Here is an 11,542-nt window from a genome sequence, read left to right as displayed (position 1 = left end):
ATGACTTACAACACACAGTAAAGCAATCGTTGAAGACAATGATGCTCGCGTTCACTATACGGTTACGAGACAACAACCTTGTAACACTAACTGGATCATCAGCTTGATGATCAGTGTTTTCGATTCACTTCGGTGGGTTGGGGATGTTGATTGTTGGGGTTGGTGGTGTGGTTCATAAGACTTAATGGCACTGGATCATCAGGTGTTGTTTCGAGACTGTTACGGCGGTCATAGCGTGGGGGAAACGCCCGGTCCCATACCGAACCCGGAAGCTAAGGCCCACTGCGCCGATGGTACTGCACTCGTGAGGGTGTGGGAGAGTAGGTCACCGCCGGACTTAACTTAGTATGATGGTTTGAGGCCCTTGCACCTGTTGGTGTGGGGGCCTCACCTGTTTAAGCCTTCGGCGCATATACGAGCGACGTCCTTCGGGCTAGCGATCTAATAGATACAGTGAATAATAGGTACTGCTAGATCCGCTATATAGGGAGCCCCTCGTTGACGACAGATGCGCTGAAATATCGTGATGATTCCATCCGCCCCCAGGACGACCTCTACCGTCATTCGAACGGAAAGTGGTTCGAATCGGCTTCCATCCCGAGCGATCAAGGGCTCTACGGATCTTTCATGGAGCTTCGCGACGACGCTGAAGACGCGGTCCACGCGATCATTACAGATGCAGTCAAAGCGCACGAATCCGGATCAGAACTAGCGGGTCCGTCACAGCGTATCGCCGATTTGTACGGTAGTTTCATGAACGAAGAAGTCATCGAACAGCGCGGCGCCGATCCGGTCGCTGAATACCTGCAGGCAATTTCGAACGTTTCAGATGTCGAATCCCTGCTTGAGCTTTCTGGCTCCTTCTATCGCAAGGGCATAAGTGGCTTCCTTGCCTCGGGAGCAATGAACGACGCCGGAAACCCGGAACGAAACCTGTTGACCTTCTTGCAGGGCGGTCTTGGGTTGCCAGATGAGTCCTATTACCGCGAAGAACAGTTCGCACAGACCGTCTCCGACTATGAAGAACACCTAACCCGGCTGCTGGCGCTCGGCGGCATTCCCGACCCTGCGCAGGCGGCTGCCTCCGTGACTGCGTTGGAGACCAAGATAGCTAGTCATCACTGGGATCGGGTCAAGGTCCGTGATGCTCAGGCACGCTATAACCTCATGACCGAAGAAGAAGTCTTCAAGTTGTTCCCCGGCCTGCGCACCTGGCTGAAGGGCGCCGGGATCGAATCGAAGTACTCTGCCGAGGTAGTATTTTGGCAGCCAAGCTACTTCGAAGCGCTCTCCGGACTGCTCAGCGCAGAACCCCTGGAGAGCTGGAAGAACTGGCTCACCGTTCAGGCGCTGCGTTCCTTCGCACCATACCTGTCCAGTGCGTTTGTCAATGAGAATTTCTCTTTCTACTCGGCCAAGCTCGGTGGGGTGGAAACGCTGAAGGAACGCTGGAAGCGCGGCGTCTCCTTCACCGAAGGCGGCGTAGGCGAGGATATTGGTCAGCTCTATGTGGCCAAGCACTTCCCGGAAGAAGCCAAGCACGCGATGGACGCACTGGTTGAGCGGCTTATCGAGGCCTACCGCATATCGATCTCGAATCTGCCGTGGATGGGAGCGGAGACCATCGAGAAGGCCCTTGAGAAGCTGTCGATGTTCCGGCCTAAGATCGGCTATCCGAACGAGTGGATCGATTACTCCTCAATCGAGACCGATCCGGTGGACGTCATCGCCAACCTTGCGGCGGCGAACGAATTTGAATTCAAGCGCGAGCTGAAGAAGATCGATGACGGGGTGGACCGCGAACTCTGGTTCATGTATCCGCAGACCGTCAACGCCTACTATCATCCGCTGCTCAATGAGATCGCCTTCCCAGCTGCCATTTTGCGCTTGCCATTCTTCGACAAGGACCGTGACGTCGCCTCGAACTTCGGGGCGATCGGTGCGGTCATCGGACACGAGATCGGCCATGGGTTCGATGACCAGGGCTCACAGTATGACGGAACCGGCCAGCTGACCAACTGGTGGACCGAGGCGGACCGCGAGGCTTTTGAGCAGCTCACCGGCAAGCTGGTCGACCAGTACAACGCTTTGCGCCCCACCGAGGCACCGGACCACCAGGTGAACGGGGAACTGACGCTCGGGGAAAACATTGGTGACCTCGGAGGGCTCGGCATCGCCTACCGGGCCTACAAGCTTGAGCTGGCCGCCCGCGGCATCGAAGAGGACGAGATAATCAACGGTGTCACCGGCGATCAGCGCTTCTTCTACTCCTGGGCCGAGTGCTGGCGCACGCTGATCCGGCCGGAGACGGCAGTGGTGCGTGTGACCACCGACCCGCACGCGCCGGGCGAGTTCCGCTGCAATCAGGTGCCGAAGAACCTGACTGCCTTCCACGAGGCCTTTGACACCAAGCCGGGCGATGGAATGTGGCTTGATCCGGCAGATCGAGTGACCATCTGGTAGTACCAGGCAAGGCGCAGGGAGCAATCTCTGCGCCTTGAATTCGTTAAGGCGCGCAGATCACCGTGTAAGGCGCATCATGATCCTGCCAAATGACTAAGAATGGCACGTAGAATGGACTATTGTGACTTCCCAAAATAATTCCGCAGATAGCACCGATCCAAACGACCAGCGTCAGGTCCGCATCGATAAGCGCAACGCCCTGCTGGCAAACGGCGAGGAAGCCTTCCCGGTTGGGGTGGCACGCACTCATAGCCTGCAGCAAGTCCGCGAACAGTTCCCGGAGCTCGAGCCAGATCAGGCGACCGGCGTCAAGGTCGGCATTGCCGGACGTATCGTCTTTATGCGCAATACCGGCAAGCTCTGCTTCGCCACCGTGCAGGAGGGCGGCCCGAAGGGCGCCGGCACCCGCCTGCAGGTTATGCTTTCGCTGGCAAATGTCGGCGAAGAGCGCCTGGCCCAGTGGAAGTCCCTGGTCGACCTCGGTGACCACGTATTCGTGACCGGCGAGGTAATTTCTTCGCGTCGCGGCGAACTGTCGGTGATGGCAGATGGCTTCGAAATGGCTTCCAAGGCCCTGCGCCCGTTGCCGGTGCTGCACGCAGACCTGAATGAAGAAACCCGTGTGCGTCAGCGCTATGCGGATCTGATCGTTCGCAACGAAGCCCGCGAAATGGTGTACAAGCGCGCGGCGATCATCCGTGCGGTGCGCAGCACCCTCGAGGACCACGAGTACGTCGAGGTAGAGACCCCGATGCTACAGCTGGTGCACGGTGGAGCCTCGGCCCGCCCATTCAAGACGCACCTGAACGCCTTCGATCAGGAAATGACCATGCGCATCGCCTTGGAGCTGTACCTCAAGCGTGCAGTGGTTGGCGGCGTGGACAGGGTCTTCGAAATCGGCCGCATCTTCCGCAACGAGGGCGTGGACTCCACGCACTCGCCGGAATTTACCATGCTTGAATGCTACGAAGCCTACGCAGACCAGTACGTGATGGCGGAGCGCATGCAGCAGATGATTCTCAACGCGGCGGATGCCATCGGCGCCGGTCGCACCATCGAGACCGCAAACGGCACCATCAACCTGGACGGCGAATGGCGCTGGTTGAGCGTGTACCCGGGCCTCTCCGAAGCCGTGGGCGTGGAGATCACCCCAGAGACCGACGCCGAGGTATTGCGTGGCGTCGCCGAAAAGCACCAAGTCAAGATCGACCCGTCGTGGAGCGCGCAGAAGCTTGTCATCGAATTATTCGGCGAGATCGTCGAGCCGAAGCTGATCGACCCGACCTTCGTCTGCGATTACCCGCCACTGGCCCAGCCGCTGGCGCGGCCACACCGTTCAAAGCCCGGCGTCATTGAAGCGTGGGACTTGATCATCGGTGGCATGGAGCGCGGTACCGCGTTCTCCGAGCTGATCGACCCAGTCATCCAGCGTGAGCGCCTGACCGAGCAATCGTTGTTGGCTGCCGGTGGCGACCCGGAGGCAATGCAACTGGATGAAGACTTCCTGCGCGCACTGGAGTACGGTGCCCCACCAATGGGTGGTATCGGATTGGGCATCGATCGACTGGTTATGCTCTTCACCGACCTAGGAATTCGCGAAACGATCCTGTTCCCATTACTCAAGCCGGAGGCATAAATCCCATGCCATATGTAGAGGCAATTGTTCCAACTATCGTGCTGGGGCTCATATTTTGGTACGCGATCAAGGCGATTTCAAACGCTGATCGGAATGAGCGCAAAGCCCAGGCCGAAGCCGAAGCTAAAATCGCACATCATGGTAATTCAGAAACCAGCACGTCCGGAAATTAGGATAATCCTAGTAATTACCTCTTAATTGTTTGATGCGTTCGAATTTATTGCAAAATCTGACTATACTTGATTTTTGCAATGAACTTTGAGTTCTTATGGACTTAGTTCAGCAAATCCACGCATGGAGGAATAAGAATAATGGCACGTCAGGTTCAGATTGCCCTGATTGACGACATTGATGGCAGCGAAGCGGTTGAGTCGATTTCGTTCAGTATTGCTGGTCAGCACTACGAGATTGACTTGAACTCGGAGCACGCCGACGAATTCCGTGCGGCCCTGGAGCCATATATCGAAGCTGCGCGTTCGGCGAAGCAAAGCAGCGCGAGCGAGGCTCCTGCAATTCGCGCATGGGCCAAGGAAAACAACATTAAGGTCAACGCCCGCGGGCGCTTGAATGCTGATGTTGTTGACGCCTATAACGCTGCTATGCGCAAGGGTGGCCGGGGTCGCGCCAAGTAACTCACTAGGTGTTGAATTAGTCTCAGCAAAGGGCCGGAGTATCGAAAGGTACTCCGGCCCTTTGCTTGTATCACGAGCAGATTACGATGATTTTGTTTGGTGCACCAATCAAAATCATTTGCTTGAAGATAGAACGAATAAATTGACGATAAAATTTGCCTGACAGATATTGGTTTGCCAATCGAATAATCCGTCATCTAGCCCTGCGGGTTATCCCTATGGCGAACAAGGGCGCATTGTGGCCCCGCGGTGCGTAGCATCGAATTATTGGTAAGCAAGGAGTGTGCCGAAGATGTTTGAGAGATTTACCGACCGTGCCCGTCGAGTTGTCGTGCTCGCCCAAGAAGAGGCGCGCATGCTCAACCACAACTACATCGGCACCGAGCACCTGCTGCTCGGTCTTATCCACGAAGGTGATGGGGTCGCCGCCAAGGCGCTCGAATCGCTGAATATTTCGTTGGGTGCCGTGCGTGAGCAGGTGCAGGAGATTATCGGAAAGGGCCAGCAGGCACCTTCCGGTCATATCCCCTTCACTCCACGCGCCAAAAAAGTTTTGGAGCTCTCGCTGCGTGAAGCGTTGCAGCTGGGGCATAACTACATTGGAACCGAGCACATCCTGCTCGGCCTGATCCGCGAGGGCGAGGGCGTCGCAGCCCAGGTGCTGGTGAAGTTGGGTGCCGACCTCGGTCGCGTGCGCCAGCAGGTCATCCAGCTGCTCTCGGGCTACCAGGGAAGCAAGGACACCGCCTCGGCTGGTGTCAGCTCCAGTGGCCAGCAGGAGGGAACTCCTGCCGGTTCGGCAGTGCTGGATCAGTTCGGCCGCAACCTCACCGCAGCCGCCCGCGAGGGCAAGCTGGACCCGGTGATCGGTCGCGAGCACGAGATGGAACGCGTTATGCAGGTCCTCTCGCGCCGTACTAAGAACAACCCGGTCTTGATCGGTGAACCTGGTGTCGGCAAGACCGCGGTTGTCGAGGGCTTGGCCCAGGCGATCGTGCGTGGCGACGTGCCGGAGACCATCAAGGACAAGCAGCTGTACACCCTGGACCTCGGTTCGCTGGTGGCTGGCTCGCGTTACCGTGGTGACTTCGAAGAACGCCTGAAGAAGGTGCTCAAGGAGATCCGCACCCGCGGGGACATCATCTTGTTCATTGACGAGATCCACACCCTGGTGGGTGCCGGTGCCGCCGAAGGCGCAATCGACGCGGCTTCGATCCTGAAGCCGATGCTGGCCCGCGGCGAGCTGCAGACCGTTGGCGCCACCACCTTGGATGAGTACCGCAAGAATATCGAGAAGGACGCGGCGCTTGAGCGTCGTTTCCAGCCGATTCAGGTCAAGGAGCCTTCGGTCGAGCTGACCACGCAGATCCTGCGCGGCCTGCGTGACCGCTACGAGGCGCACCACCGCGTGTCCATCACCGACGGTGCCCTGCAGGCTGCCGCCACGTTGGCGCACCGCTACATCTCGGACCGATTCCTGCCGGATAAGGCCGTTGACCTGATCGACGAGGCGGGTGCACGACTGCGCATCCAGCGCATGACCGCCCCGCCGGCGCTGAAGGAAATGGACGAGGAAATCGCCACCGTGCGACTGGAGAAGGAAGCTGCGATCGATGCGCAGGACTTCGAAGGTGCCGCTTCGCTGCGCGACAAGGAGTCCAAGCTCATCGAGGCCCGGAACGAGAAGGAAAAGTCCTGGCGCAACGGCGACCTGGATGAAATCTCCGAGGTCACCGAGGATCTTATTGCCGAGGTGCTAGCTAACTCGACCGGTATTCCGGTTGTGAAGCTGACCGAGGAAGAGTCCACGCGCCTGATGAACATGGAAGAAGAGCTGCACAAGCGTGTCGTCGGACAGGACTCGGCGATCAAGTCGATCAGCCAGGCGATCCGCCGTACCCGTGCAGGCCTGAAGGATCCGAACCGCCCCGGCGGCTCGTTCATCTTCGCCGGCCCGACCGGCGTGGGCAAGACCGAGCTGGCCAAGGCGCTGGCCGAATTCCTCTTCGGTGAGGAAGACGCGCTGATCACCTTGGACATGTCCGAGTACTCCGAGAAGCACACCGTGTCGCGACTGTTCGGTGCCCCTCCGGGCTACGTCGGTTACGAAGAGGGCGGCCAGCTGACCGAGAAGGTGCGCCGTCGGCCATTCGCCGTCGTGCTCTTCGACGAGGTGGAGAAGGCCCACGCGGACCTGTTCAACTCCTTGCTGCAGATTCTGGAAGACGGCCGACTGACCGACTCCCAGGGTCGCGTGGTGGACTTCAAGAACACCATCATCATCATGACCACCAACCTTGGTACCCGCGACATCTCCAAGGGCGTGATGACTGGTTTCCAGTCCGCCTCGGACACCAAGACCGGTTACGAGCGGATGCAGGCCAAGGTCCAGGAGGAGCTGCGCCAGCATTTCCGCCCGGAATTCCTGAACCGTGTTGATGACACCGTGGTCTTCCCGCAGCTGAGCCAGGATGAGATCGAAGAGATCGTTGATCTGTTCATCGCACGCCTGTCCAAGCGCTTGGACGACCGCGGCATGACCATCGAGCTGACCCAGGCTGCACGCAGCCTGCTCGCCGAGCGCGGTTACGATCCTGCAATGGGTGCACGCCCGCTGCGCCGCACGATCCAGCGCGATATCGAGGACCAGCTTTCCGAGCGAATCCTGTTCGGGCAGATCGTCACCGGCCAGAAGATCACCGTGGACGTCGAAGGCGAGGCGGAGACGCGCAAGTTCGTCTTCCACGCCGAGGGCGGCAACGGCCAGCTGGAAGGCGAGCCGGCACCGGCGGCGCTGGAAAGCTAAGACGAAGCATTAAGCACCGCGGGTGCGGCTTCCGGAGAAATCCGGAAGCCGCACCCGCGGTGCTTTTTATTTAGTTTCCGACGGCCTTCGCCACCAGCGCGGCGAGCATCGCGGCCTGCTGGTCGTTCAACCCGGTGATCGCGAACGAGGTGGGCCACAGCGTTCCCTCATCGAGCATCGCCACATCGTTGAATCCGAAGGTCAGGTAGCGGGCCTCGAACTTCTTCGCATCCTGGATGAAGCACAGCACCTTGCCATCGAGCGCGTAGGCGGGCATGCCATACCAGAGCTTTGGCTCCAGTTGCGGCGCGGTGGCGGTGATGAGTTCGTGCAGGCGCTGGGCCAGTTCCTTGTCCGTACCCTCGAAGGAGTCGATCTTCGCTTCAAGATCCTTGCGCGCCTGCTCCTGCTTCTCGGCCTTGGTCATGCGCTTCTTCGGAGCCTTTACCTCGGCCGCGCGTTCCTTGATTGCGGCCTTCTCGGCGGCGCTGAATCCCGACTGGTCTGTATCCGGCATGCTTTTCTCCTAGGAAACCTGGTTGATGCGAACCATATTGCCCGAGGGATCGCGGAAGGCGCAATCGCGTGGCCCCCACGGCTGGTCCACGGGCTCTTGCAATACCTCCGCACCGCTGGCGCTCAGCGATTCGAAGAGCGAATCCACGTCGGGAACCGAAAGCACCAAACCGCCCAGCGCACCCTTGGCGATAAGCTCCCCGAGGGCAGCGGCGTCTTCTGCGGAGCGCCCCGCGCCCGGAGCGGAAAGCACCAAGTTCAGCCCGGGCTGACCCGATACTGCGAGGGATACCCATCGGAACCCACCGTGAGCCACATCGGAGGCGACCGCTAAACCGAGCGCGTCACGGTAGAAAACCAGCGCCTCATCAACGTCGAGAACCGTCACGGGAACATACTGCACACTAATATTTGTCATGATTTCAGCCTAGCGGCGGGATTTCTGCCCGGCTTCTTCAAAACTGCTCAGAATCGCGGCGGACGCAGCAGGATCTTGGCGATGCAGGCGGGAATCTCTTCCGTCGCCGAATGCTCGCGCTCGCGGTAGGCCGAAGGGGACTGCCCGACCACCTCGGTGAACCGGCTGCTGAAAGAACCCAGCGAGCTCCAGCCGACCTGCATGCAGGCATCCGTCACCGACACCCCGGCGCGCAGCAGGTGCATGGCCCGCTCGATACGCCGGGTCAGCAGGTAGGAATACGGTGTTTCGCCATAGGCGCGCTTGAACTCGCGGGAGAAATGAGCGGGGGACATCAGCGCACGAGCGGCCATGGCCGGCACGTCCAGGGGGTCGGCATACCTGCGGTCCATCAGGTCGCGGGCCCGGCGCAGGTGGGCGAGTGTCTGCAAATCCATTTAGGCACGCTTTCGGAAGACCAGATACAGCCCCAAGAGCACGCAGCACAGGTAAATTCCGATGACCGCAATCCACCCGGCGGTGAAGCCGCCAGGGGAGGAGATCAGCGCGCCCATCAGCAATGGGCCAAAGGTGAATCCGGCGAATTGGCCGGCCGAGACGATGCCGGTGGCACTGCCCAGGGAAGCCGCGGGAACTGCGCGCAGCAATGCCGCCATCAGCACCACCGAGACGCCCAGCGCCGCCGCACCGTGCAGGATCACCGCCAGCCACAGCAACCAGGCCGAGTGCTGAACCTGCGCTTGCCAAAATGTCAGTCCTCCGGTGGTAGCCAGCAGCGCCAGGGTGAGCAGCAGTTTCGGCGCGGAGACCCCGCGTCCCATCAGCGCGCCCCAGCCGATGCGGGCGCTGACCCCGAAGGCGCCGGCCACCGCGGCGGTCAGTCCGCCCAGCAGCAGTGAAAAGTCCAACTCGCGCACCGCGAAGAGCGGAAGGTACACGTTCGTCGCCTGCACCCCCAAGCCGTTGACGAAGCCGAAGACGGTCAGCGTGACGACGATGAAACGGGTGGACGGGCCGGTAGCGGCTGCCGAGTTCTCCCGCTTGACGCTCGGGGCGGCCGGCAGCATGGCGGTGGCGTTGAGCAGCTTCACCGCGAGCACACCGAGCACCCCTGCCAGCACCGCGCCGGCCAGCGAGGCGCCGCGCCAACCCACCCAGGCTGCCAACAGCGGGAACCCCAAGCTGCCTACCAGCTGGCTGACCTGCACCCCGGATTGCTTGACCCCGGTCCAGGTGATGCGCTGGGCACCGGGCACGCGTTGGACCAGCACCCGGTTGGTGACCCCATTCGGGAATGACTGGGCGAATCCGGCGAGCATCGCGGCGATCAGCAATACCGCGTATCCGCCGGGAAGCGCAACGAGCGCCAGCGCGGCCGCGGCCAGGCCGAAGATGATGATGAACAGGGTGGTGTCTTTTTGCCGGTCCGCGAAGGAGCTGAAGGCGGCGTTGCCGACAGCCGCGCAGCCGAAGCATACGGTAGCCAGCAAACCGAACTGCGCCTCGCTGATGTGCAGGTCGCGGATGACAAGGTCACTGGTCGCGCTCAACCCGTAGGTGAACAGCGGTGCAATGCCCACCGCTGCGAGGAGTACCAGCAGCAGGCCGGCTCCGGGTTTGGCCATATGCCGTTGCATGATGCTCCCTGATTTGTGCTTGTCCGTCCTTAGTGTTGCATATTGCCTAGCTGATATGTCACAAAAAAGACGTGAACGCTTGGGTGGCGTTGATCGCGCGAATAGTATTTGGCAGGTGAATACTTTTACCGTCCGTTCAGCCCGTACCAGCGATGTCGCCAAAATCAGGGATCTTGTGCGGCCCTTGGCGGTGGACCGGATTCTGCTGGATAAGGAGTCGGTGACCTATTACGAGTCAATCCAGGAGTTCGTGATCGCCGAAGACGCAGGCGGGGAGGTAGCCGGCTGCGGCGGCCTGCACGTGATCTGGGAGGATATCGCCGAGATCCGCACCCTCGCCACCGGCGCCCGGTACCGCGGGCAGGGGGTGGGGCATGCACTCATCGAGGAATTGCTGCGCCGGGCCAAGGCCGTCGGAGTTTCCCGGGTCTTCTGCCTGACCTTCGAGGTGGCCTTCTTCGAACGCCACGGGTTCACCGTCATGGAGGACCAGTCGGCGGTAGACCATGAGGTGTATCAGGAACTCTTGCACTCACGGGATGAAGGCGTCGCGGAATTCCTGGATCTGGCCCGCGTGAAGCCCAATACGCTGGGCAACACGCGAATGATCTTGGCCTTCTAGTCCATCGAGTCGAAGCGCGCGCGGAAGAACAGGTAGAGGGCGTAGGCCAGCAATCCGACGCCGATAGCCGCGAGTACCGGTGGCCCGAAGCTTTGCTCGCCGATCGCCTTCAACGCCCCGTCCACCCCGGTGGCCTCGTCGGGGTCCTGCTGGATCGTTGAGCTGATGAACAGCAAGCCGAGGGCCGCGAGCACCAGGGCCTTGGCCACATAACCGATGGTTCCGCTGAGCTTGATGGCGGGGGAGAACTTTGTTCCGCCCGAGGCCGAGAGGTCGGCTAGGAACCTTCGGGTCACACCCTTGTAGGCGTAGTAGCCCGCCATGGCGATCAGCGCCAAGCCCAAGAGGATCAGCGCGATCCGCCCGAGCGGATGGCCCATCAGTTCGGCGCTGAAGCTGCTTGCCGTCTGCCCGGAGTCGCTCCTGCCGCCGAGCGCGTAGCGGCCGAAGGTGGCGCCGACCACGATGAAAACCAGGCCCGTGGCCACATATTTGAGCCGGCCAAAAAGCTTCTCCTGCTCGAAAAAAGCCTGCCCGAGATGCCAGAATCCCAGCAGCGCGGCCCCGGCGGCGCAGACCCACAGCAGCACCTCGCCGAAGGGTTGCGCGGCAAGCGCCTGCAGTGCACCGCTCTGGTCGGCTTCCGCCGAACCGCCGGTTGCCAGGAGGACCGCGAGCAGGCCCAAGACCCCATGCAGCAGGCCGTTCGCGGCGTAGCCCAAGCGCGCGGCACGCTCAAACCAGGGGTGATCGGCCGCCATGCGGGCGGCGTGAACTGCGTCGGCTGAACCTTTCATAGGCACAGCATAAGT

Annotated in this window: 11 protein-coding genes and 1 rRNA gene; 7 read left to right on the top strand and 5 right to left on the bottom strand. The window is 60.6% G+C overall.

Going from position 1 to position 11,542, the window contains the following annotated elements; genetic code table 11:
- Positions 1-220: 220 nt before the first annotated feature.
- The 6 genes from rrf to CQ019_RS12690 all read left to right on the top strand — a co-directional run bounded on the left by rrf (position 221) and on the right by CQ019_RS12690 (position 7,537).
- Positions 221-337 (top strand): 5S ribosomal RNA (rrf, locus tag CQ019_RS12710).
- A gap of 161 nt (positions 338-498) precedes the next feature.
- Positions 499-2,463, top strand: coding sequence for a M13 family metallopeptidase (locus CQ019_RS12705; RefSeq protein WP_258134011.1), 1,965 nt, complete (start codon positions 499-501; stop codon positions 2,461-2,463).
- Positions 2,464-2,584: 121 nt separating this feature from the next.
- Positions 2,585-4,099: a lysine--tRNA ligase gene (gene lysS, locus CQ019_RS12700; RefSeq protein ID WP_105553660.1), complete on the top strand. Its 1,515-nt coding sequence runs from the start codon at positions 2,585-2,587 to the stop codon at positions 4,097-4,099.
- Between the two features lie 5 nt (positions 4,100-4,104).
- Complete coding sequence (locus CQ019_RS18560) at positions 4,105-4,272, top strand: hypothetical protein (protein WP_181148467.1); 168 nt, start codon at positions 4,105-4,107, stop codon at positions 4,270-4,272.
- Between the two features lie 138 nt (positions 4,273-4,410).
- A complete protein-coding gene (locus tag CQ019_RS12695; RefSeq protein WP_105553659.1) occupies positions 4,411-4,731 on the top strand; it encodes an Lsr2 family protein in 321 nt (106 codons plus the stop codon).
- Positions 4,732-5,023: 292 nt separating this feature from the next.
- On the top strand, positions 5,024-7,537 hold the full coding sequence (locus CQ019_RS12690) for an ATP-dependent Clp protease ATP-binding subunit (RefSeq protein WP_105553658.1): 2,514 nt from the start codon (positions 5,024-5,026) through the stop codon (positions 7,535-7,537).
- Between the two features lie 70 nt (positions 7,538-7,607).
- Here CQ019_RS12690 and CQ019_RS12685 read toward each other — a convergent pair whose 3' ends face one another.
- The 4 genes from CQ019_RS12685 to CQ019_RS12670 are packed head-to-tail and all read right to left on the bottom strand — an operon-like array spanning position 7,608 to position 10,108.
- A complete protein-coding gene (locus CQ019_RS12685; protein ID WP_105553657.1) occupies positions 7,608-8,054 on the bottom strand; it encodes an iron chaperone in 447 nt (148 codons plus the stop codon).
- Between the two features lie 9 nt (positions 8,055-8,063).
- Complete coding sequence (locus CQ019_RS12680) at positions 8,064-8,471, bottom strand: VOC family protein (protein WP_105553656.1); 408 nt, start codon at positions 8,469-8,471, stop codon at positions 8,064-8,066.
- Positions 8,472-8,518: 47 nt separating this feature from the next.
- Positions 8,519-8,908 (bottom strand): helix-turn-helix domain-containing protein, encoded by a 390-nt coding sequence (locus tag CQ019_RS12675; RefSeq protein WP_105553655.1) that lies wholly within the window; start codon positions 8,906-8,908, stop codon positions 8,519-8,521.
- On the bottom strand, positions 8,909-10,108 hold the full coding sequence (locus CQ019_RS12670; protein ID WP_181148465.1) for a nitrate/nitrite transporter: 1,200 nt from the start codon (positions 10,106-10,108) through the stop codon (positions 8,909-8,911).
- A 115-nt stretch (positions 10,109-10,223) separates the two neighbouring features.
- Between CQ019_RS12670 and CQ019_RS12665 the strand changes: the two genes are divergently transcribed.
- A complete protein-coding gene (locus CQ019_RS12665) occupies positions 10,224-10,730 on the top strand; it encodes an amino-acid N-acetyltransferase (RefSeq protein WP_255248426.1) in 507 nt (168 codons plus the stop codon).
- On the opposite strand, the gene CQ019_RS12660 is transcribed toward CQ019_RS12665, so the two are convergent.
- Positions 10,727-11,527 (bottom strand): DUF1206 domain-containing protein, encoded by an 801-nt coding sequence (locus CQ019_RS12660; RefSeq protein WP_105569840.1) that lies wholly within the window; start codon positions 11,525-11,527, stop codon positions 10,727-10,729. The genes CQ019_RS12665 and CQ019_RS12660 overlap by 4 nt on opposite strands.
- Between the last annotated feature and the right edge of the window lie 15 nt (positions 11,528-11,542).

This window comes from Arthrobacter sp. MYb229, assembly GCF_002975405.1.
Lineage (GTDB): Bacteria > Actinomycetota > Actinomycetes > Actinomycetales > Micrococcaceae > Glutamicibacter.
Note: the sequence above shows the minus strand (reverse complement) of the source record. Positions and strands in the feature narration are given on the sequence as shown.

Coding starts and splice junctions, on each gene's coding strand:
- CQ019_RS12670 (WP_181148465.1), bottom strand. CDS start 10,108: ATGCAACGGCATATGGCCAAACCCGGAGCCGGCCTGCTGCTGGTACTC.
- CQ019_RS12685 (WP_105553657.1), bottom strand. CDS start 8,054: ATGCCGGATACAGACCAGTCGGGATTCAGCGCCGCCGAGAAGGCCGCA.
- CQ019_RS18560 (WP_181148467.1), top strand. CDS start 4,105: ATGCCATATGTAGAGGCAATTGTTCCAACTATCGTGCTGGGGCTCATA.
- CQ019_RS12680 (WP_105553656.1), bottom strand. CDS start 8,471: ATGACAAATATTAGTGTGCAGTATGTTCCCGTGACGGTTCTCGACGTT.
- CQ019_RS12690 (WP_105553658.1), top strand. CDS start 5,024: ATGTTTGAGAGATTTACCGACCGTGCCCGTCGAGTTGTCGTGCTCGCC.
- CQ019_RS12675 (WP_105553655.1), bottom strand. CDS start 8,908: ATGGATTTGCAGACACTCGCCCACCTGCGCCGGGCCCGCGACCTGATG.
- CQ019_RS12695 (WP_105553659.1), top strand. CDS start 4,411: ATGGCACGTCAGGTTCAGATTGCCCTGATTGACGACATTGATGGCAGC.
- CQ019_RS12660 (WP_105569840.1), bottom strand. CDS start 11,527: ATGAAAGGTTCAGCCGACGCAGTTCACGCCGCCCGCATGGCGGCCGAT.